Consider the following 20,202-nt stretch of genomic DNA (forward strand, 5'->3'; position numbering starts at 1 on the left):
CGGGTGGGCCGGTCGGGCCACTCCACCGTCGGGGTGGAGTGGCCCGCGCCGAACGGGCTGTCCGTCGGACGGTCGCGCCGACCGGCACGCCCAGTGCGGCCGCTCCTGGCCCGCCCTCTCCGCCCGGAGCGGCGGGCGCGCCCGCGACGGTTCCGTCGCCGCTTCTTCGAGCCTTCAGGCGGCCCGTCACCGGCTTGGGGCTCCTCGGCTGAATCATCGGGCGCGGCGGCGCCCGACGGGGCGTTGGAGGCCCCTTCAGGGCCTTCCTCGGCGCGCTTCTCGCCCTCGCCCTTAGCGTCGCTGGCTTTGGCTTCAGCGTCGGCGCGACGCTTGTCCCAGCGTCGCTGGGCTTCCTCTGTAACGGCTTGGCCCATGGTGGTGCGACTGGAGTCGGTCGCCGCTGCGGCTTCCCGCTTCGCCTTCCGTGCCTCCGCCCGCTCCGCCTTCCGCGCCCGGCGGTCTTCCCAGTTCTTCTGCCGGTTAGCGCGGGCCTGGTCGCGGTCCTTGGTCCGGTCGGCGATGCCGGCGGCGTGGCCGGTGGTGCGCCGTTCCTGCCGCGCGCCCTGGCGGACACCGGCTCGCTCCTGGCGGCCGCGGTGCCGCTCGGACCGGGCGCTGGGCGCAGGGCCGTGCTGGCCTCGTCCGTCGCCTCTCGAGCCGCCGTTGCTCCTGCCGGAGCCGCCAGAGCCCGCCTGGGAGCCTTTCGAGCCCCCGGAAGTCCCGCTGCGCCCGGAGCCTGGTGTACGGCCGCCAGAGGGCCGGTCAGAGGCCTTCAGGCCGCCTTTGCCGCCTCCACCGCCCCCGGACGATCCTGAACCGGAACGCCCGCCAGTACCCCCGGAGTTGTTGCGGGACGGCCCCGTGCCGCCCCCGCCACGTGAGGACCCGCCTCCTGCTCCGGCCTTCGAGCGGCCCTTGTCCGCCCCCAGGCCGGAGCTGGACGACTTCGCACGGTCAGCGTCGGACTTTCCGCGCGCCGCCGCCTTGTCGCCCTTCGCTTTCATCATCGCGGCATGGAGCTTTCCGTTCTGCTCCATCATCGCGGTTTCCCGCGCGGTGCGGGCCTCCAGCAGGGCTTTCTTCCGTGCTATTTCAGCCTCACGAAAAGGCGCTTCACCTTCATGGAGCGCCCGCGCCTTTTCCAGCCTGAATTCCAGCCAGTCACCGAGGCGGTCAGCGAGAGAGCGCGGCTGAACGTATTCGCCTACCAATTCGCCTTCCGCGCGTTCACTTTCGTCTTCGCCGGTTCCCGGTGCCGTAATTCCATCCGAACGCAGCGCCATTGCCGGATCCGGCGCGGACGGGATACGCGGTAGTTCCATCGTGGTCTCCTCCGGAGATTCCGGCGGAGCCTCCGGAGTCTCATCCGGCGACGGAACGGTGTCGGCGAAATCCGGGATCGGCGGCGGTGCGTACGAGGAATCACCGCTCCAGGGGCCGCGGACCAGCGTCCCGCTGCCGGACTCCTCAGACTCGTCGGACACGGTGCACCTCCCTCCAGGGACTTGACAGAGCGTGGGGTCTCGTGTGCACGCGCGTGCACGTGCACGTGTGCACGCTTTACGCGCGCGAGGCCCCGACAGCGCCCGGCGGGGCCTTTATGGGTGACGGTCAGTGACGCGGGCCGTGCTGCTCCAGCACCTGGCTCGCGTACTGCATGAGGTGGTTCCACAGCCGCGCGTCGCCTTCGGCCCGCTTATCTACCGCGAGCTTGAATAGGCGGCACACGCTGGTGAATCCAGGAATCACGTCATCGCGTCCGGCTTTGACGTCCTTGGTGATTCGGGACCGAGTAACGCGGAGCCAGAATTCCATCCGACCCATCTCGCCGCGACTTTCGATCGCCTTGCGCTCTTCGTCCTGCAGCCAGCCGTTCCGTCCTTGAACGGACCGCTCGACCCTGCTGAGGGGGCGCGTCACGCCGACTCCCTGGTACCCAGGTCATAAATCGACGTAGGATCACCATAGCCGAGATTCTGGCTCTGCGCACCCTTCTGCGATGGATTGGGGGCGGCCTGGAGCGGCTGCGGGTTCTTCCTCTGCTGCCTTTCCAGCTCCTTTTCCTTGCGCTTCCGAGCGGTATTTGCGACGACCTCATCGTGGGCGCGACGCTTGTAGGCGCCCTTTTCGAGGCCTTTGGTGACGGCCTCGACGTTCTTGAGAACGTCCTTGAACGCCCTTTCCACGGGCTGGGCTCGCAGCCAGGCGTCGTAGAACCGGTCGCCCTCGACGTGGGTGTCGCGGCAGTGGACTCGGATCTCTTGGGCGAGGGTCTCCAGGTTCTTGCCGATGTCCAGCAGGACCCGCTGAACGTCGGCCAGGTACCGGGCGGTTGCCTCCGGGTTCTGCGCGACGTCGCGCAGCGGGGAGTAGTTCGGGTCGTTGCTGTTCACGGCGGGGGTTCCCTCCTGGTGTACTTGTGGGGCTGTTGACTGCTTCCGGCAGTCGCAGCGAGGGCCAGCCCGCTTCCTTCGGGCTGGCCCTCACTGGTGTGTGCCGGACGGTGGATCAGGTCAGGTACTTGTCCGCGTCCTCGGGACGCAGCAGGCCGGCCTGAGAGAGCAGGCGCACCGCGCGGTCCTGGTTGACGCTGAGATTCGTACGGACTCGCGAGACATTGACGAAGCCGTCGCCCTCGCGCGGCAGTGCCTGTACGGCAGGGAGGAGCTCGGCATCCGTACGGGCGGGCGTGGCCGTACCAGTACGCCTGGCGGTGGCCGTTGCGGTGGTACGCGGGCGGACGCCCGCCGTACCAGTACGGGCAACCGGGACGCTGCCCGCCGGAGTCGTACGGGCGGTGACCGTACTAGTACGCGGCCCGCCCTCGTACGCGGCAGCACTGGTACGGCCGGAGTCCTCTGTACTAGTACGCGCGGCCCTGTGCGGGGCGGCTTGTACGCCGCTTGTACGGTCGGTGTACGTGCTGGTCAGGCCCGCATTCGCCGCCGCTGCGGCGGTGTGGCGCGTGTTGCCGTGTACAGGCTCCGTACTAGCGGTGCCGGGGGCCGTGCGAGCGGGCGGTGTACTGGCTGCCGTCCCGTACAAGTCCGTACCGGGCGGGGTTGTACGGGCGGTCTGTGCACTGGTGGGGCCGTCTGTACGACCGGCCGTACTGGTACGTCCATCCGTCCCGATCGCTGTGTCCGTACCACCGTGTCCGTCTGTACCGGCGTCGTGCATGAGGGAGTGGACGCGCCAGATGACGGCCACGAAGATCAGTACGACGAAGGTGGTCAGGTACCACGGTGCGGAGTGCCCCTCGGGGACGAGGTGCGCCTGCTCCGAGAGGTGGAAGACCACATTGGCCGATGCCATCAGTGCGAGCGCGGCCCCAATGTCCTTCTTGGTGCGGAACGCGGTGACGCAGTAGACGTCGATGCTGACGGGCAGGAGCGGGGCAACGTAGTCCTGGATGCCGACCATGCGGGCCAGTTCGTACTCGCCGGAAGCAGCGAGGCCGACGCCGGCGGCCAGCGCGATCCACGGGGCGGTCTGCCACGCCTTGCGGCTGAGCTTCTGGTGCCAGCCACGCCGGCGGGAGGTGGCCTTCTTCGCCTCGCGGGCCTCATCCAGCAGTCGGCGGGCACGGGCCTCATCCGCCTGCGCCCGCTCGGTGATGCCCTTGGCCCTGCGCTCCGCCTCCGAGGTGATGCGGTCGGCCTCCTTCTGGGCGGCCTCCCGCAGCTGCGTAGCGACGGTCTTGGCTTCATCCCGCAGCCGCTCGCGCTGCTTGTCGCAGGCCGCCTTGAGCCCAGCGAGTTCGTCGGCGAGGGCCTTGCGCCTGGTGGCGGCCTCCGCATCGAACTGATCGGAGAGCCTGCGCAGCTGCTCCCGCAGCTCGGTGCGGGCCTGCTCAGCCTCACTGTGCGCGGCGGCGACGTGGGCGTCGGCCTCGCGGCGCCGGTCGTCGGCGGCCTTGACCGCGTCCGCGTACAGCTGCTCCGCCTCGCCCCGCCGGCCGTCGTACTGCTCAGCCGCCGTCTTGGCGAGCTTGGCGAACCGCTCGCGGGCCTGTTCGACCTCGCGCTGCGCCGCGGCCACCAGGTCGTCGGCCTGCTCCTGGGCGCGGGCGAGGATTTGCCCGGCCTCTTGGCGGCGCTGGTCGACCAGGGCGCCGATTTCGGTGAGGTCGGCTTCGGCCAGGCGCCGCAGCTCGGCAACCGCCGTGGCCGTGGCCTCGCGGTCGGTGGCGGCCAGCCTGGTGAGGTCGGCGACCTGCGCACGGGCCTCGCTCACCAGAGTTTCGGCACGGTCGCGGGCGTCGGCCAGGAGCCGGTCGGCCTCGCCGCGCGCCGTCTCCAGGTCGGCCTTGGCCGCCGCGCGTTGGGCGGTGGCCTCCTGGTCGGCGTCGGCGGTGATGCTCTCCGCACGGTCCTGCGCCTCGGTGAGCAGTTCGGCGACCCGCTGGTGGGTATCGGCGACGGTACGCGCCGCCTGGCCCTCGGCTTCCGCCTGGAGGACGGCGGCCGTCTCACGCGCGGTGTCGACGATGTCGGCGGCTCGGTCCCGGGCGTCCGCGACACAGGCCAGCGCTTCGAGTTGCACCTCCGGCTCTGTCGTCGCGGTCGGGGCCGGGCGAGGTGCGCAGTTGGTGGAGGCGGTGGGCTGCGGAGCCGGATGGGAAGCCGCCGGCTTCTTGCGGGTGGTAGGCCTCTTACGAGTTCGGGCGGCCACGCCGCCTCCTTCCAGGTTGAGTGCCGCCACCCGGGCGGGGCAGCAGCCGATGAGTGGTCAAGCTCATGCACTCCGCTCGCCCATGGGGCCGTAGCGGCGGGCGTAGGTGGCACCGATCAGCAGCAGGGTGCGGACTTGGTCGGCGGTCCGGCCCGGGACCAGGTCCCACAGCCGCGGTTCGGCGGCGCTGGCACCGGTACGTGCGCAGATGACGAGCTCCAGTACGCCGGTGGACACGCTGGTCAGGTCCAGGGAGCCGTGCAGCACCTCCCACAGGCCGAACGAGCCCGGCTCCCAGCCGTCCCTTTCCAGCACGCCCAGGGCGGCTTCCAGGTGTGTGGCGACCTGGAGACCGGTGACCTGCTCGCCGCTGGTGCCGTGCCACATGCGCGGGCCGGTGTACCAGCCGGCCTCCAGCTCTGCGGCGCGCCTGAGCAGGGCTTCTGTCGTCTCCAGAGCGGTGGAGGGCGTCAAGGCAGTCATGGGCAGGGTCCCTTCTCGATCGCGGTCCGGACTGTCCGGCTCCCTTCAGCCCCGCCTGTACCGAGCCACACCAGGCGGCGTCGGGACAGGCGGAGGAGGCAGCTATCAGGCCGAGGCAACGACTGCTGGGTGGTGACGTGGCCGACGGAGAACAGCTCGCCGGCCCCACTGTGGGTGGCGCTACCCGAGAGCACCCCGCCCGGGGCCTTCCGGGGCGAGGTGCTCTGAAGGCCGGCAGCTCGAGGTACAGGGGCGGCCGGCCTGGGAGATCCCTGTAGGGCCGGGCAGTCAGGAGCTGCGGCGGTCGCGGGACCGGGCAGCCCGGGACTTCGGCTTGGCGGTGGTGCTGGGGGTCGGTACGGGCATCGCGACGAGGTCGATCGCCCAGCATCGGGCCGCGTGGTCATTGGCCTCGGCTCGGCTGGTCGCGAACCGCAGCTCGATGCTCTGGGCGCAGAGGCAGCCGTGGCACCGCCAGATCGTGCCGCCGTAGATGTAGCCGGTCACGTCGACGTAGGCGCCGCCTCGGGTTCGGAAGCGCAGCAGCAGGTCAGCGCAACGCTCGGGCTCCCGGGGGTACTGGCTGGTCACGGGCATGGGCACCGAGGCGCGTTGGGTGTCGAGGTGGCGTAGGGGCTGAGCGTCGAGCGACAGCTCGGTGGTGGGCTGACGGCGGCGCAGGGTGATCCAGACTCGGCTCTTGGCGGTCATCGGCGAGATTTCCTTCCAGGTGTGGGCGTTCGCAGATCGCCGCGGCAGGCCGCCGAGCGCGGCCTGCCGCTTCGGATTTACAGCTGGCCATTGCCGCCGCAGGCGCCGCACGGCTCCTTGTAGGTGTGGGTACCGGTCACCACGGTTTGGCCCTCACCGGTGCCCTGGCACGAGGTGCATCGGATCGGCGGCGGGGGCGGGGTGTCCTCGGTGCTGGTGCTCACTGGTCGCCTCCCTGGTACGAGGCGCCGCACTTCCCACACACGAGCTGGCCGCCCTGGTCGGTCATCGGCTTGCCGCAGCAGGTCATCGGTCACCGCCCCGCGTGGGTCGGCCGCGGTCAGCGTCGTCCTTGCGGCCGTCGCGGACCGGGCACTCGGTCGTGGGCTGTACTGGGCCTCGATAGGTCAGGCCGGAGCAGCTGCGACAGTTCTCGAAGGGCATTTGGCACTTCGGGCAGCGGATGGGCGTGTCGAGCCGGGGCTGCATCTCGGCGAGGATGCGCGGGGTGCGGCGGCCGGCGCGCGCCGCCTTGGCGTCGCCTTCGCGGACCAGGCGCCGAAGCAGGTCGCCGAGCGCGGCCTCCGGCTCCGTCTCATATCCGCGCTGGTCATCCTCGCGTTCGATGTCGTCGATGACGCCGTTGGTCGGGCGTGTCATCATGAGCGTGCTCACAGCGTGTCCTTTCGATCGGTGTGCTGTGTGTTGGCGCCCCGGGTCGCACCCCGGGGCGTCGTCGTGCCCGCGCAAGCGGACATGGCCGTCTCCGCCACACGACCGATTTGGGCGGTCGTGTGGCGGCGGCGACCATGCATGCTCATGCGAGTCGTGTGCGTCAGGCAGCAACGCCCAGCGCGGTGACATCGGCGGCCGTGGTCCGGGCCGCGGCCAGCTCAGCGGCCGCAACGTGCAGCAGAGCTTCCTGACCGTCCTCGGCCAGCACGGTGTGCCACTGCTCGGGCCAGTCCTCGGTGGGGCTGAGGATCTGTTGCAGCGGCTCCCAGTCGACCGTCGGAACGGGGGAGAGGTAGCGGCGGATCACGATGCGGGCCGAGCGAGCCAGCCACTCGGGCACCCCTGACACGGTGTCCACCGCGGTATGGCTGGTGTCCGCGTACCTGAGGGCGTAGAGCCAGGCGTCCTGGGCCAGGTCCTCGGCCCGATGCCAATCCCACTGCGACACGCAGGTGGTGATGTACGCCAGCAGCCGATTGGTGTGGGACCTGAGCACGTGCGCTGGTAGGTCAGCGGCGGCTTCCGTGTCGGGCTGGAGCGGGGTCATCGTCGTGGCCATGTGGCCTCCCTCGACTATGGGTCCGGGCTGTCCGGCTCCCCTTGACCCCGCCCGGACCCGACCCTCTTGAGGGCGGGCCGGGCGGGTCAGGCAACCGGCAGACCGTTCAGTCGCGGACGGGGAGCCCCTTACGGCGCTCCCACTCGCGCCAACAGTCCTGCGTGATCTGCTGAGCAACTGGGTTGGAGCTGTTCTCGTGCTCCTCGATGGCGGTGTCCAGTTCCTCGTCGGTGAAGTGCGGGATCGTCTTGTTCGGCCAGGCCATGGGATCTCCGTAAGTTGTTGGGCGGGTCAGGCAGAGTCGCGGGACCGCTCGCGGACGGCCTCAGCGGGCAGCAACGGCCCCGGCCGCCCTCGCTGCAATGCGGGCGGCCGGGGCCGTGGTCACTCATGTGGCGGCAGGTCAGCGCGCGGGGTTTTCGGGGTGAAGCGTGGTCAGTGGAACCGGCGGGTTGCTGGCCAGCGGCGCGTCACCAGTCGGCAGTTGCGCGCGGCGGGTGTCAGCGTCGCGGACCGCGGACTCGGTCGCCGCCCACTGCTCCTTGCGCAACAGCCACTCGGGCTGGCCAACCGTGGTCGTCCGCTTCTGCACGGCGATCTGGCTGACGGCCGGGGCGACCGCGACCTTCGGCTTGAGCCGCACGGTGGTCCTGCGTCGGTGAGCGGTCTCCGCGTGACCGTCTACCAGGCGCTCCTCCCACTTCGTGACCCGGACGTCGACCGTGACCAAGCGGTTGCTGCCCTGGCAGCGGACAGCCGCGTCCTTGCCCGCCCGTCCGGTGTCATGCGACACGAGCTTGGGCTTCTTGGCCTGGAAGCCGGTGATCGGCACCCACGTCTTGCAGTCGGGGCAGATCAACGACGCGCAGGCCGGACGCAGGTCGTACTGGTGGGGGCGGAGAGTGGAGAGCGCGAGCGCCGGACGCCCGCTGATGCTCCGGGAGCGGGTCCGGCTCCGGCGAGGGCGAGCGGTGCGCTCAAGGATCGAAGTAGACATGTGGACTCCTCACGAACGGGGTAGCGGAGGCGCGTCACGGTGCTCTCTCCGCCCGGCAGGTCGCACGGCGAAGCCGGCGTCCCGCGGGACGGACAGCGCACAGCGCTGCGACGTGCACGCAGTCGTGCGGTCAGGCCCGGGGGAGTTTGATGGAGCTCTCGACCCCGGCCGCCCAAAAGGACGGAAGACTGCGGTTGCCAAACGTTTGGCGTCTTCACATTGCACCAGAGAGCGCTGCAGCGTCAAGTAACACCAAACGTTTGGCAACCGCTACGATGGGATGCACACTGAGCAACCGAGGAGAGAGGACGGTCACCGCATGGAATCCCCACAGAAGCTCGGCTTCCGCGAGATCGCGGCGGCACTTCGCCGGGACATCACAAGCGGCGTCTACCCGCCGGCGTCGATCCTGCCGTCCGAGCCCGAGCTCGCGACGCGGTACCGCGCATCACGCAGCCTGGTGAACCGGGCAATGGGCCTACTCGCCGCAGAGGGGCTCGTTCGCCCCCAGCAAGGTCGAGGCACGAAGGTGACCTGGCTGCCGCCCATGGTGCACTCGGCCGCGCGATACGCAGTCTCGGCCCGCGAACGCAACGGCGCCCGCGGCGCTTTCGATGCGGAGGTCAAGGCACTTGGCCTGGAGCCGACACACGAAATCACCGTGGGGCATGCTGCAGCCCCTGCGGAAATCGCCGATGCGCTCGACGTGCCTCACGGTGAGGTGTGCCTCGTCAGGCGACGGCGCCTGCTCGCCAGCGGAATCCCTGTGCGGATCAACGCCAGTTGGTTTCCCCTGGAGATCGCGCGAGACACGGTGCTGGAAGAGCAGGCCCCCTCCATCAAGGGTGGCGTGAAGACGGCGCTGGCGGACCTCGGCTACAGGCAGACGAGAGCGCGGGAGCGGGTCGTACCCAGCCGCCTGCCGAGTCAGATCGAGGCCGACATGCTGGAGATCAGCCTCGAGCGCACGGTGACGGACATCGTTCATGTCGGGCACACCGAAGACGGCAGGGCCGTTGAGGTGACGACAACCGTCACGCCTGCGCACTATCTCGTCATCGAGTACGACTTCCCGCTCGCCTGAAGGAGCCTCGTATGATCACCGACGTTGTCGCCGCGCATGCCCGTACCCTTCCCGAGGAAGATTTCCCCGCCTTCGTCTACGACCTAGGCGCACTTCGGTCACATGCCAAGCGCATCCGCAGCGCGCTTTCAGGCCCCGGAGCGCCGGAGATCTTCTACGCAGCAAAGGCCAACCCAGACGCGCAGATACTGCGCACTCTGGAGCCCTTCGTCGACGGGATCGAGGTGGCCTCCGGGGGTGAACTGGAACATGTTCGTGCCATCTTGCCCAGCGCCCGCATCGCCTGGGGCGGTCCCGGAAAGACCGACGCTGAGCTGAAGCGCGCGCTGGAGCTGGACGTGGAGCGCATCCATGTGGAGAGCCCGCACGAGCTGACCCGTCTCGCCAACCTGGCCAGGGCAGCCGACCGTGAGGTCGACGTATTGCTGCGAGTCAACCTGGCTGGTGACCGAGCGGGAGCCGTGCTGGCTATGTCCGGCCCATTCGGCATGGACCCGAAGCTCATCGAAAGTTGCCACGCCATTCTGGCTGCCTCACCGTGGGTTCGGCTGCGCGGGATTCACGCACATCTCGCCTCCGGTCTCGACGCGCTTGCGTTGCTGCGCCAGGCGGCCGAAATTCTGGAGTGGGCTCGCCCCTGGGCAGACAAGGCGGGCGTAGAGGCTCCTGAATTTAACCTCGGCGGTGGCATGGCCGTCGACTACAGCGACCCGAACCGCCAGTTCGACTGGATGGCTTTCGGGCAGGGACTCCAGGAGCTGGCAACCCCCGGAGAGAAGCTTCGGATCGAGCCCGGCCGGGCTGTCAGCGTCTACGCGGGCTGGTACATCACGCAGGCAATGGACGTGAAGCAGGCACACGACCACTGGTACGCCATTCTCCGCGGGGGCACCCACCACTTCCGCACGCCGGTGACAAAGCAGCACAACCAGCCCTTCACCGTACTTCCACAGAAATCGAGCACCGAGCTTGGAATTACTAGCCAGCCAGTCACACTCGTGGGGCAGCTGTGCACGCCCAAAGACGTCTTCGCCCGTCAAGTACCTGTGGAACAAATCCGTGTCGGAGACGTGGTCGCCTTTGCCATGGCCGGTGCGTATGCGTGGAACATCTCGCACCACGACTTCCTGATGCACCCGAAGCCAACGTTTCACTACCTCGACATAGCCACTCCTTGATCGACACGGCTCCGTCCCGGCGGCCGGCCACTGCACGCACCTCCGCAGTTCAGCTAGCACGCCGGGACGTGAGCACCAACCTGGCGCCTGCAGGTCGAAGAGAGCCAGCGTGCCGTCCAGATCAAGCCTCTCGACGGAGATCAAATAGTGTATCTTTCAGAGATCCATCGATCATGAGAGGCAGCGCTATGCCCGACCCGGACCGCCTGAAGCGGGTCGATGCCTTGCTGGACGACTTGGACAACGTCCTCCCGCCGCCGCAGGTACGCGCTCGACTGCGCCTCGCTGCAGGTCTCACGCAGGAGGACGTTGCGGATGCCATAGGCGTTAAGCGTCTTACCGTAGTCCGTTGGGAGTTGGGGCAGGCCCACCCCCGACGTCCACAGCGCGAGGCCTACATCCACCTGCTCAAGCGACTCGCAGAGCGTTTCCCCGAGGCTGCCGGGCTGAAAGCAGGCATGCCGACGCCAGCCTCGGAATCAAGGGGGTCGGGGTGACGTAGCCGCCACCGGCCGCGCGCGCCAGAAGAGCGGACTGACAATCCACTCGGCCTCGCGCGGCCCTTCGCTCCGATCGGGTTTGACACCCCGGATCGGCTGCTCGGTCCCGGCTTGACACCCGGTTCCGAGCCTCGGCTCATCGAGCCGCTCACCTAGTTACACCCCCGCCTTGACAAGCGGGGCGGCCCCTTTGACAAGGGCCACCAGCAACACCCCCCGGCCGCTGACAACGACCGGTGCTTCACCCCACCCGAGGGGCCCTGACAGGGGCCCTCAGCAAGACCGAGACGAGAGGAGAAATCTCCCCCCACCACAGGCCGTGGTGGTGACGCTCACCCGCTCCTCCCGGAGGGGGCTCGGTGTCTCCCGGTCCACCCCTTGCGGAGAGGGCCGGTGTCTCCCAGTTCGCTCGTCGGCCGTCCCGCTTTCGCGGGGTGGTCCGGCTCGCATATGAGAGTTGGTGTCCCCGCCATAGTGCACGACCTGGTGTCCCCTTGTCAGCTCGACCGTGCCCGATTCACACCGGTTCGAGCCTCCGGCGCTTCCTGTGTGACGGGATTGACTGCGCCTATTTGCCCTGTTCACGGCATTAGTCACGAAGATTCTTCGGGGTGGAGTGTCACACCGGCCCCGGTCCGGCGTGCCTTTATCAAGAGGGGGACCCCTGTCCTCCTGGCGGCGCCGGCCGCCGCGGTGCGATCGGAAGTTCCTGCCCGCCGGGCGGGAGGGATCGGGAGTCTCGCCGACTCCTGGCCTCTGTCCACAGGTGAGTTCCCGCAGGCTCACCGGGTGATCTACACACGCCTCTTCCTGGCGGGCCGGTGAGCGCCGTGGCGGCGTCGGCCGCCGTGATGGTGCCCGCCCCGCGCCTGCCGGTCGACGACGGTGTCGCGGTCGCCGTGTTGCCCGACCTGTTCGTGCCGGAGGCGCGGCAGTGGCTGTCGACGTCGTCGGGCCGGATCGCGCCCGAGGGCTACTCGTGGATGCAGGCGGTCCACTGGGTTGCCGGGTCCGGGCTCTACAAGCCGCGGCGGCACCGGTCGCACGGGCCGCGCAGCTTCGGTGCGACGACCGTGCGCGTCGCCCAGGAACTCGCGGAGCTGTCCCCGTGCCGCCCAGGGATCGAGTACCTGGTGCGCCGCACGGGCATGGCGAAGCGGTCGGTGGAGTACCACCTGGGCATGCTGCGGGAGGCCGGGCTGCTCGCGTGGATCGTCAAGGGCACCCGGGTGTCCGGCGGTCCGGCGCAGGCCAGCGAGTTCGCGCGGATGATCCCGGTGGAGTTCGATGCCGCGCTGGGGATCCGCACGGTGCAGCGCGATGAGGACGCTCCGGCGTACACGCGGGCGGTGTCCGGGATCGCGGAGGCCGGCCGGGAGCTGATGGCGAAGCTGGCGAAGAAGGCGTCGCGGAAGGTGGGCAAGCCGCGCTCGAAGATGTCGTCGAAAGCCCCGGCGAAGGCCTCGGTGAGGGGTGCTGAGCAGGGGGTTGTGACGGCTGTTTCGGATGAGGTTCGTTGCACCCCAATGCAGGTAGGTACCTCAGCCTCTTCTACTGCGGGTGATACTTCCTTCCCCCCTGAGAGCAAGCTCGCAAGCGGGGAAGCCACGTCCCCCACCCCGAAGAAGTCCAAGGCGAAGGCCGGCGGCCGGAAGCCGAACCGTGTCAGCCGCCGCTTCCAGCTGGCGAGGGAGCTCATCCAGGAGCTGGACTGGCTGCGCGGTTGTTCGGTGCCCCGGGTCGCCTGGGTGGCCCGCAACGTGGCCGATGCCGGATGGACCGTGACCGACGTCCGCGGCTGGCTGCACCTGCGCGGCGAGGCGGCCCGGGTCCGCCGCAGCTCCGGCCTGCTCGCCGTGCTGCTGGCCGGTGCGGAGACGTTCCTCGACACCCCGGCCAAGCGGGCCGACGCGATCGAGCAGTGGCGCGGTGCCCAGGAAGCCGCCCGCCGCCACCGCATCCAGCAGGTCCGCGCCCGCACCGAGCGCTACGAGCGCGACTGGGACGCCCCCTCCAGCCGCGCGGTTCAGCGTGAGGTGGAGGCCGCGTTCGCCAAGGTCAGGGAAGCGGCGAACGGCGGCCCCCACCAGGACCAGGACGACGTCGCCAACACCCAGGCCCTCGAGGCGGAGCTGAGCGAGCAGGAGCTGGCGCAGCTGCGCGCTGATGCCTGGGGCCAGCTCATGGCGGGCGAGACGGACCTCGTCATGACGGCCGTGAACGCTTTGGGGCGTCCCGCCGCCGAACGCATCTACGGCGCGGAGCTGGTGCAGCGCGCCCGGCAGATCGCAAGCGGCTCGCGCAGTTCGCTGATGACGTACGGACGCCGGTAGGAGGCCGAGGTGACCAAGCAGACCACCACCGGTCAGACCGGCATCAGCGGCGACGGCGCCCCGAAGCTGTCCGGCGTCGACCTCGCCCGCGTCGCTCTGCAGCAGGCCCGGCTGGCCGCGCGGAACAGCGGCGGCGAGGCGCGCGCCCCGCGCCGGCGCCGGGTGACGACCGTGAAGCGGGACGGGCGGGAGCCTTCCGAGTTCGCCGCCGTGCTCCAGGGCTTGATGGCCGACCGGGCCTGGGAGCTCCCGGCCGCCGGCGGCAGCATCCTGGACCAGTGGCCAGACATCGCCGCGGCCGTCGCCCCGCAGCTTCCCCACCACGTCGCGGCCGTCGCGTTCCACCCGGAGACTGGGCAGCTCGACCTGCGCCCAGACTCTTCGGCCTACGCCACTCAGCTGCGCCTGATCACCGCGCGGATCGTCGCCGCGGCCAACGAGGCGGCCGGTACCGAAGCAGTGCGCACGGTGCGGGTCCTGCTCCCGGGTTCCGCGCCCGCGGCCCAGACCAGGCGGGAGGCTCCGGCCGCCGCGCCGGACGGTGCCCAGGCGCCGGTGACGACGCGCGAGATGGGTTCGGCCGGCTTCCACCAGGCGCTCGCCGCGCACCAGGCCGTCGTGCCTCCGAGCCGCGTCGACCCGTCGATCGCGGAGGCGGTGGAGCGGCAGACCGCCGCGATGCGGGCGCTCAGCCGCCGGGCGTTCCCCGAGCCGGAGCAGGCGTCCGGCGACCAGCCGGCCCCGATCGAGCAGGCCCGCACCGAGCGCCGCCGCCAGGCCGACGTCTCCCACGCGGCGGCCCTGCGCCGGGCCCGTGCGGAACGCGCGGCGAGGGAGGCCGGGACGGCGGCCGCGGTCCCGCAGTCGACTCCGCTGGGCAGGACCGCGTGAGGAGAGGAGAGCTCGAGGCGTCACCGGGGCGACCTTCCGGCGTGATCGGAGCCGCTGTCGTGAAGTCGTCGTCGAGCCGCAGCGCGCACGGGAGACTGTGCGGGCTGCGGCAGGCCGCCCGTATGAGGATGGGAGATCCACATGTGGTGCAGGAACCACAGGTACAGCGGGACGCTCACGAGCGCTTAGAGCCATACCGGCGGCTGCCGACGCTGGTAGGCGTCTCGCGGTCAGGCGGCGGGCGGCTGACCGGAGGGCGCGGCCTGGTCGGCGGGCTGGTCCAGCTGCTGCTGGCGGCGTCGCTGCTCGTTGCGGTGCTCTTCGACGCGCTGGGGTCCTGGGGCCTTGGGACAATGAGTGCCTTCACCTCCTGGGGATCCCCAGCCCGGACGCCGTGCGGCAGGGTTAGGCGGGGCTGTCGCCTTGCGAGGCGGGCTGCCCGGTGTCCCTTGTGAAGTGCAGCCACGCGCTCAGCGCCGCCTGCAGCTCGGCCACCGCCGCCCGGTCGAGAACTTCGCCCGTCGGCCCGACGTGCAGCCGCACGTCCTGGCCGGTCACCGTCCACCTGACGGCCCGCTGCCGCGCAGAGGTGAGGGCGGAGCCGTTTTCGAGGGTGCGTAGCATCGCGGCGACGCGGCGCGGGAGCACCTTCTCGCGGGGTGCCCTGATGTGCTCGGGCCGGGAGGGCAGACCGAGCTCGGTGCGGAAGGCGGTGATGGCCGCTTCGAGTGACTGCGGGGTGGTGGGTGCCGCGCCGACGAACGCCTCGAACAGTTCTCGGTGCGCCACCGCGGTCAGGGGCTGGTCCTCGTCGAGGTCCAGGCGTACGACCGCCGGCGGAACGAGGAGCCGGGTGTAGCCATTCGTTGTGTACGCGGCGTGGTGCCGACGCAGGTCGGCAATGGGGCGAGCGAGAGGGTGCTCGCCCTGAAGCGCCGGTATGGGGTTGTTCACCGCGGGGGACCGCTCGGGGCGGGACAGCCGCGCCAACTTCCCGTAGATCCCCTGGGCCCGGTGCAGGACGCCGGACTGGGTCACCAGGACTGTCACCTGCCGGGTGGTGACGTCGTTGCCCAACCGGAACCCAACGGTCAGGGTCACGTCTGCGGAGGCTTGCGGCTGTCGGCCGCGATCTGGTCGTCCAGCCAGATGACAGCGGACGGATCGCCCTGGCCCCGGTCGGCCGCGAGGTTTTCGAGGGCTTCGGAGATGGCCCGGCCGACCCGCTGGCCGACGCCCCGTTCCAGCTCGGTGTTGAGGACGCTCTGCGCCTCGAAGCACCAGTCGAAGAGCGCGGCGAGGGATGCGCCTCCGAGAGGAACGGTGACGATGCCGTCGGCGCCGGTGACGATCTCGTCACCGGTTGCTGGGCGGAACGCCTCTGGACGCGTCCTGATGCACTTTCCGTGATGCGCTTTCGCCTCGTCCTGTAGGTAGTCCCAAGTGGTGGTGTGGCAACGGACGCGAATCACGCCGATGCCGGCTGCCTTGGCCACCTCATCGACGCGGTTGCGCCGTCCGGGCCAGACCGCCGGCTCGGCCTGTGCGGGGATGCTTCCGGCGCCGCCGCTGGCGCGCCGCTTGCCCAGAATGCCCACGAGGTCTCTCCTTCGAGGTGTGATCGCCCTGTGACCGTGTGTTGTCGGTTGGTCACCTTGTCAGGTGTGACCGTACGACGCGGCCGATCATCGGCGAAGCGATTCCGGAGACTCTGTCCGACATCGGTGTCCGCCGTGGCGTAACGGCTCCTGCTGCAAAACGGGCAGGCGCCGGGCGAGGTCGGCGGCCCCGCCGGATCAGCCCTGGTGGTCAGGGTCGGGCGGAAGCGAGGAGCTGTTCCCGGAGGGATCGCATGGCCGGCTCCGACTCATGGGGTTGAGCTTCCCGGGCGAGGTCGAGGAAGCGGCGGCGGACGCGGACGGATTCGACGTGCGATCCGATGCGGATGGCGCGCAGGCCGGTGGCACAGGCGGCTTCGAGATCGTCGACGACCAAGAGAGCGCGTGCGGCGGCGATAGCGTCGAAGGCGCTGGAGCGTGCGCGGGCACAGTCGCGTTCTGCGGCGGCCGTGCTCAGCAGATCCAGGGCGCTGGTGGCGTGCCGAGGTTGGCCGCTGGTGCGGGAGAGGAAGAGCAGGACTTCGCCAAGGGTGGAGCTCAGTTCCGCGTGGTCAAGGTAGGCGATGTACTCAGGCTGGCCCTCGACGACGTCGCCCGCGTACCTGCCCGCGTTCTGTGCATCGCAGTTGTCCGTCGAGGCCAACTACCGTGGACCACACCTCGGGGAACCGGGTCGAAGCAGGCATGGGCGCCCGGGCCGGACAACATTCTGTCGGCGGCGAACCGCAACCTGCACCTGGCCTGGCGACGCGCAGTGCACTGTAGGTCAATAAGAGTGCATGGTGGGCCATTGGGCCTTTTGCCCTATTCCTTGAATCTTGTGTGTGGCCATGGGTCGAGGACCGCGGCGCCAACCTGCCGCCGGGACAGGACCCGAGAACTCGCAAGAATCGGGGAACCATGAATCTGCGCACGAAGGCGGCGGCCACGCTGGCTGCTGCGGCCGTCGCTGTCATCAGCGGCGTCGCCGCCCCGGCTGCATCCGCCTCGGCAATCACGAAGAACGAGTCCGCCGCAGTAGCACTGAAGCGCTGTTCTTCAGGAGTCGACCAGCCGTGGTCCGGAGGCGGCCGCGCCTACACATACGGCTGGAACACCTGCACTTTCGCCGGATGGACGACGTTCCGCCTGTTCCGATACAGCGGAGGCAAGTACCGCCAGGTAGCCCAGAGCGGCTCGTACTGGAGCAAGTTCGGCGGCAAGTCCATCTCCGCGAAGTGTGCTCGCGGCGGTCACTGGTACGTGGCCTCGACCAGCACGCTCAACCTCTACGGACAGGAGTACACGAATTGGTCGCGGGCCGTCTGGCTTCGCAACTGCTGATAGTCACCGACTCGACAACGCTGGTGCCCGCCCCCTGTTGAGGGAGGGGCGGGCGCCAGCGCGGGGCGAGGGCCGGTGACGTCGGTCGGGTCCCAATAACGGGTCTGATCTAGGCGCCGCCGGGTCCGCGAGCGGCTCAGGGAAGGCGACCTCCACCGGGGAGTCGACGCCGCGCAGCCGGGGGCGCGTTGGCCCGGCACCAGGCTTCCCCGGCCCGGTCGCGGGCCCGCTCGGCGCGCTGTCGCTCGCGGTAGCTGGCGGCGTCGCGCTCCAGGGTGTCCAGCGCCGCGCGGGCCTCTGCGAGCTGGGTGAGCGCGGCGCCCCGGACCTCGCCGTACTGGCCAGGCGTCGCCAGGACGCCCCTGGGCGCTGATGTCTTCGAGCTCCACAGCACCGTGGTGTGGAGCCCGGGCATACCGAGACCGGGTAGCCGCTGGACTGGCTTCGGCTCCCCGATCTCGGATCGCGGGTGGAACGAGCAGCACGCCGATGGCGTTACGGATCCGCGTGTGGGCCGTTGAGCCTGTTATGGCTATGCGTGAGGGTTCTCGATCCCGTCTCTGCGTCATGTGCGCGACCGACCTGGGGGGCGGCCCCGCCTACCTGGTCACGGGAGGACTGCGGCTGGGCCGGCAATGGTGTCCGAGGCAGCTCCTCGTGTGCGCCTCCTGTTACGCCAGCGGTGCACCGGACCCGGTTACCGGGCTGTCTCGCCCGGTCGCCGCCCGGCAGACGAGTAGGGCGTGGTGGGTGGAGTTGGCCGGCCGGGGCGAGATGTTGCCGCCCACCCCGTGTATCGCCTGTGGTCTGGTGGTGGTGCGGCGGGCGGAGCCCCTGCTGCGGGGGGTGACGTGCTCCCGGGCGTGCCGGACGTCCCTCACACGCATCCGTAACGGGAACCAGGGTTCGGGTCGCCCATGCGGCGGGTGCGGGCAGCCCGTTACGGCTGGGCGTGCGGATTCTTCGTACTGTGGTGGTGCGTGCCGACAGCGGGCGTACCGCCGCCGGGTCGCTGACCGGGCCGTCGGCCGGGTGCCGGACCCGGTGGAGGAGTTGCTGGAGGCGGCAGCTCCCTTCGTCGGCGGGCCCGCCTCCGGAATCTCTCAGGCGCTCTACCGGGCGCTCTACCGCCTGAAGGTGGCACGCCTGCGCGGCCACGACCATGCCGAGCCGCTGGCCCGGCTCGCCGCGATGGATCCCGAGCGGGTCAAGGTCCCCGACACGGACACTGGCCGCCGGCTCCGAGTAGCCCTCCGCGGTATCCGTCCGGCCTGATCTCCCGCGGGCGCGTGGCGCCTTGGCGGTCGCGGGGCCGGCTACCGTGGGCCGGACTGCGAGGTGCTGGTGGCCCGGTGCCGCTCAAAGCTGCTCCGCGGGGGTGCTGGCCGTTGAGTAGTCGGGCAGGCCCCTCACGCGGATCCGTAACGTCGGGTCGTCCGCGTGGCGGTGCGGGCAGCCCGTTACGGCTGGGCATGCGGATTCTGCGTACTAAGCGCGTGCCGGCAGGAGGGATACCGGCGCCGCACCGCCTCGCGATCGCCCCACGACCAGCACGCAGAGCCGTAACGAGGCCAGGCCGTACACCGCTCCTCCAGCCTGCCCGGCCCGCGCCTCCGTCGCCGCCTCGCCCACCCCGCCTTGATCGCGGCTTGACCACCAGGGCCAAGCCTGTCCTGCCCGCCGGCCGGCATCCGAGTCGGCGCCGGCCTGGATCAGGTAGGCGTTACGACTACGTGTGCTGAATCTCGGACCCGTTACGACTACTCGTGAGGATCTCGGTCTCGCCGCCTCCCCCAGCACGCAGGCGGCCTCTCCTCGGCCCTGCCACCCCCAGCCAACCCCGGGCCGAACACTCACCCCTCAAGGGCCGCTCGGCAGCCACCTCCGCCCGCCCCGCCCCGGATCAGCTGCGGGCGCAGCTTCGGACCCAGCCTCGTGCATCTGCTCGGTGCTCCGCCCTGCGGCGCCGAGGGCCGGTCCAGCCTCTCCGCCGAGCCTCCCCTCGCCCAGGCAACCCGGCTCCGGGAACGCGGATTTCGCCAGCACCCAAACATCCGGGCCGGAGTCACCAATAACTACGAGGAGGCGGCCCGGCCGAGCCGCCGGCCCGGCCAGTAGGCCATCGACCCCCCTGATAGGGGGTGAAGGGCCCTCATCAACAGCCCTCAGACGTCCACCAGGGAGACACCCATGCGTGTGTAGCAGCAGCCGGCCGCCGGGGCGCCGTCCAACAACACCAGCCATCCGCAGCTCCAGCAGGGCGCTCCTCGGTCCGTACCGCGGAGGGGCGCCCCTGCTGCACGCGCGCACCCGGCCCCGAGGCCGGGTGCAGGCGCTTGCGCGCCTAACCCCAGCGCCCTCCATCGTCACCTCGCGCCCCAGGGACGCCCTGCCGCGCCCGCTCTTCCCCACCACCCGTCACGGAGGTACCCCACATGCCCGCACACGACCACGACCAGCCCCTGCCGACCCTCATGGGCTACTACGACACCGCCCGCCTGTCCCTGCACGTCCGGTGCTGGCACTGCGGCACCACGGCATGGCACCTTGCCCCGGGACTCCGCCCCGGGACGGTCATCGACCGCGGGACCCACTGCACCCGCCGCGACTGCCCCACCCGGCCCGTCGGCTACCTGATCCAGGTCAGCCAGTTCACCCTCGCCGAAGCCAACCAGCGGTGGGGCGGCCCGAAGGCGGTCTGACCGGCCCCGCCCCGACACAGCCAGCGTCGCGCCCCGGGGCCCCACAGCCCGGGGCGCGACGCGCTCAGGTCCGCTTCTTGGACTTCTTCACCTGCTCAGAAACCCACTCACCCCGATGCTTTGGCACCGCGAGTAGCCGCGCCGAGAAGAGGGTCTCGCGTCGGGTTTGCGAGCCCGCCAGCTGGCGTCGTGGCGCCCAAGGTATCGGGGGTTTCGGCGTCGCCAACGGCGACGGTCTTCTGCCGGTAGAGCTTCACGCGGCTGCTGATCGCACCAGGGCTCAGGTCCAGGGCTTTGCCGATGGCCTTTTGCTCCACACCTTTGTCGACCAGGGCGACGATGGCGGCGTTGAGGTTGCTACCGCGGCCCCGGGGGAGGGTGCGCAGCGTGGCGATTTCCTGGGGTGTGGGGGG

General features: G+C 70.2%; 24 protein-coding genes. 8 read left to right on the forward strand and 16 right to left on the reverse strand.

What is annotated here, in order from left to right; translation table 11 throughout:
* The 11 genes from E4099_RS33600 to E4099_RS12470 all read right to left on the reverse strand — a co-directional run.
* Positions 1–1,484, reverse strand: a 1,484-nt coding sequence (locus E4099_RS33600; RefSeq protein WP_245244791.1) for an ATP/GTP-binding protein, incomplete at its 3' end; no start/stop codon positions are given.
* 127 nt (positions 1,485–1,611) lie between these two features.
* The gene (locus E4099_RS12435) at positions 1,612–1,920 is read right to left on the reverse strand and encodes a hypothetical protein (protein ID WP_135339074.1); all 309 of its coding nucleotides are present in this window, start codon (positions 1,918–1,920) and stop codon (positions 1,612–1,614) included.
* Positions 1,917–2,393, reverse strand: coding sequence for a hypothetical protein (locus tag E4099_RS12440; RefSeq protein ID WP_135339075.1), 477 nt, complete (start codon positions 2,391–2,393; stop codon positions 1,917–1,919). Before E4099_RS12440 ends, E4099_RS12435 begins: the two co-directional genes overlap by 4 nt.
* Before the next feature lie 115 nt (positions 2,394–2,508).
* Complete coding sequence (locus E4099_RS12445) at positions 2,509–4,674, reverse strand: hypothetical protein (RefSeq protein ID WP_135339076.1); 2,166 nt, start codon at positions 4,672–4,674, stop codon at positions 2,509–2,511.
* Positions 4,675–4,737: 63 nt separating this feature from the next.
* Entirely contained in the window at positions 4,738–5,157 is a 420-nt protein-coding gene (locus E4099_RS12450; RefSeq protein WP_135339077.1) for a hypothetical protein, read from the reverse strand.
* Between the two features lie 288 nt (positions 5,158–5,445).
* On the reverse strand, positions 5,446–5,868 hold the full coding sequence (locus E4099_RS33605) for a hypothetical protein (RefSeq protein WP_209446601.1): 423 nt from the start codon (positions 5,866–5,868) through the stop codon (positions 5,446–5,448).
* A 77-nt stretch (positions 5,869–5,945) separates the two neighbouring features.
* Positions 5,946–6,092, reverse strand: coding sequence for a hypothetical protein (locus E4099_RS32950; protein ID WP_167828355.1), 147 nt, complete (start codon positions 6,090–6,092; stop codon positions 5,946–5,948).
* Positions 6,093–6,174: 82 nt separating this feature from the next.
* Positions 6,175–6,543, reverse strand: coding sequence for a hypothetical protein (locus E4099_RS12460; RefSeq protein WP_135339078.1), 369 nt, complete (start codon positions 6,541–6,543; stop codon positions 6,175–6,177).
* Between the two features lie 160 nt (positions 6,544–6,703).
* On the reverse strand, positions 6,704–7,162 hold the full coding sequence (locus tag E4099_RS12465) for an RNA polymerase sigma factor (protein WP_135339079.1): 459 nt from the start codon (positions 7,160–7,162) through the stop codon (positions 6,704–6,706).
* A 106-nt stretch (positions 7,163–7,268) separates the two neighbouring features.
* A complete protein-coding gene (locus E4099_RS32955) occupies positions 7,269–7,427 on the reverse strand; it encodes a hypothetical protein (RefSeq protein WP_167828356.1) in 159 nt (52 codons plus the stop codon).
* Positions 7,428–7,565: 138 nt separating this feature from the next.
* A complete protein-coding gene (locus tag E4099_RS12470; protein ID WP_135339080.1) occupies positions 7,566–8,159 on the reverse strand; it encodes a hypothetical protein in 594 nt (197 codons plus the stop codon).
* 319 nt (positions 8,160–8,478) lie between these two features.
* On the opposite strand from E4099_RS12470, the gene E4099_RS12475 reads away from it, so the two are divergent.
* From E4099_RS12475 to E4099_RS12495, 5 genes are all read left to right on the forward strand, one after another.
* On the forward strand, positions 8,479–9,243 hold the full coding sequence (locus E4099_RS12475) for a GntR family transcriptional regulator (RefSeq protein WP_135339081.1): 765 nt from the start codon (positions 8,479–8,481) through the stop codon (positions 9,241–9,243).
* A gap of 11 nt (positions 9,244–9,254) precedes the next feature.
* Positions 9,255–10,421 (forward strand): type III PLP-dependent enzyme, encoded by a 1,167-nt coding sequence (locus E4099_RS12480; protein WP_135339082.1) that lies wholly within the window; start codon positions 9,255–9,257, stop codon positions 10,419–10,421.
* A gap of 188 nt (positions 10,422–10,609) precedes the next feature.
* Positions 10,610–10,918: a helix-turn-helix transcriptional regulator gene (locus E4099_RS12485; RefSeq protein WP_135339083.1), complete on the forward strand. Its 309-nt coding sequence runs from the start codon at positions 10,610–10,612 to the stop codon at positions 10,916–10,918.
* Between the two features lie 824 nt (positions 10,919–11,742).
* The gene (locus E4099_RS12490; RefSeq protein WP_245244792.1) at positions 11,743–13,254 is read left to right on the forward strand and encodes a transcriptional regulator; all 1,512 of its coding nucleotides are present in this window, start codon (positions 11,743–11,745) and stop codon (positions 13,252–13,254) included.
* 9 nt (positions 13,255–13,263) lie between these two features.
* On the forward strand, positions 13,264–14,145 hold the full coding sequence (locus E4099_RS12495; protein WP_245244793.1) for a DciA family protein: 882 nt from the start codon (positions 13,264–13,266) through the stop codon (positions 14,143–14,145).
* A gap of 405 nt (positions 14,146–14,550) precedes the next feature.
* Here E4099_RS12495 and E4099_RS12500 read toward each other — a convergent pair whose 3' ends face one another.
* From E4099_RS12500 to E4099_RS12510, 3 genes are all read right to left on the reverse strand, one after another.
* Entirely contained in the window at positions 14,551–15,246 is a 696-nt protein-coding gene (locus E4099_RS12500; RefSeq protein WP_135339084.1) for a hypothetical protein, read from the reverse strand.
* Positions 15,243–15,743, reverse strand: coding sequence for a hypothetical protein (locus E4099_RS12505; protein WP_135339085.1), 501 nt, complete (start codon positions 15,741–15,743; stop codon positions 15,243–15,245). The genes E4099_RS12500 and E4099_RS12505 overlap by 4 nt, the downstream gene beginning before the upstream one ends.
* 211 nt (positions 15,744–15,954) lie before the next feature.
* Positions 15,955–16,407, reverse strand: a complete 453-nt coding sequence (locus E4099_RS12510) for a hypothetical protein (RefSeq protein ID WP_135339086.1) — start codon at positions 16,405–16,407, stop codon at positions 15,955–15,957.
* Between the two features lie 257 nt (positions 16,408–16,664).
* Between E4099_RS12510 and E4099_RS12515 the strand changes: the two genes are divergently transcribed.
* Positions 16,665–17,087, forward strand: coding sequence for a hypothetical protein (locus tag E4099_RS12515; protein ID WP_135339087.1), 423 nt, complete (start codon positions 16,665–16,667; stop codon positions 17,085–17,087).
* A gap of 136 nt (positions 17,088–17,223) precedes the next feature.
* Here the strand turns inward: E4099_RS12515 and E4099_RS12520 are convergent, their stop codons facing one another.
* On the reverse strand, positions 17,224–17,502 hold the full coding sequence (locus E4099_RS12520) for a hypothetical protein (RefSeq protein ID WP_135339088.1): 279 nt from the start codon (positions 17,500–17,502) through the stop codon (positions 17,224–17,226).
* A 617-nt stretch (positions 17,503–18,119) separates the two neighbouring features.
* On the opposite strand from E4099_RS12520, the gene E4099_RS12525 reads away from it, so the two are divergent.
* Complete coding sequence (locus tag E4099_RS12525) at positions 18,120–18,362, forward strand: hypothetical protein (RefSeq protein ID WP_135339089.1); 243 nt, start codon at positions 18,120–18,122, stop codon at positions 18,360–18,362.
* A 1,160-nt stretch (positions 18,363–19,522) separates the two neighbouring features.
* On the forward strand, positions 19,523–19,789 hold the full coding sequence (locus E4099_RS12530; protein WP_135339090.1) for a hypothetical protein: 267 nt from the start codon (positions 19,523–19,525) through the stop codon (positions 19,787–19,789).
* A gap of 107 nt (positions 19,790–19,896) precedes the next feature.
* On the opposite strand, the gene E4099_RS32960 is transcribed toward E4099_RS12530, so the two are convergent.
* Positions 19,897–20,202 (reverse strand): hypothetical protein (locus E4099_RS32960; RefSeq protein ID WP_167828357.1); only part of this gene is annotated, 306 nt, incomplete at its 5' end.

Source organism: Streptomyces palmae, assembly GCF_004684805.1.
GTDB lineage: Bacteria > Actinomycetota > Actinomycetes > Streptomycetales > Streptomycetaceae > Streptomyces > Streptomyces palmae.

What these genes read in the sequence shown, in the direction of transcription:
- E4099_RS12485 (WP_135339083.1), top strand. Translation starts at nt 10,610, where the DNA reads ATGCCCGACCCGGACCGCCTGAAGCGGGTCGATGCCTTGCTGGACGAC.
- E4099_RS12530 (WP_135339090.1), top strand. Translation starts at nt 19,523, where the DNA reads ATGCCCGCACACGACCACGACCAGCCCCTGCCGACCCTCATGGGCTAC.
- E4099_RS32955 (WP_167828356.1), bottom strand. Translation starts at nt 7,427, where the DNA reads ATGGCCTGGCCGAACAAGACGATCCCGCACTTCACCGACGAGGAACTG.
- E4099_RS12465 (WP_135339079.1), bottom strand. Translation starts at nt 7,162, where the DNA reads ATGGCCACGACGATGACCCCGCTCCAGCCCGACACGGAAGCCGCCGCT.
- E4099_RS12470 (WP_135339080.1), bottom strand. Translation starts at nt 8,159, where the DNA reads ATGTCTACTTCGATCCTTGAGCGCACCGCTCGCCCTCGCCGGAGCCGG.
- E4099_RS12520 (WP_135339088.1), bottom strand. Translation starts at nt 17,502, where the DNA reads ATGCCCGGGCTCCACACCACGGTGCTGTGGAGCTCGAAGACATCAGCG.
- E4099_RS12475 (WP_135339081.1), top strand. Translation starts at nt 8,479, where the DNA reads ATGGAATCCCCACAGAAGCTCGGCTTCCGCGAGATCGCGGCGGCACTT.
- E4099_RS12450 (WP_135339077.1), bottom strand. Translation starts at nt 5,157, where the DNA reads ATGACTGCCTTGACGCCCTCCACCGCTCTGGAGACGACAGAAGCCCTG.
- E4099_RS33605 (WP_209446601.1), bottom strand. Translation starts at nt 5,868, where the DNA reads ATGACCGCCAAGAGCCGAGTCTGGATCACCCTGCGCCGCCGTCAGCCC.
- E4099_RS12515 (WP_135339087.1), top strand. Translation starts at nt 16,665, where the DNA reads ATGAATCTGCGCACGAAGGCGGCGGCCACGCTGGCTGCTGCGGCCGTC.
- E4099_RS12480 (WP_135339082.1), top strand. Translation starts at nt 9,255, where the DNA reads ATGATCACCGACGTTGTCGCCGCGCATGCCCGTACCCTTCCCGAGGAA.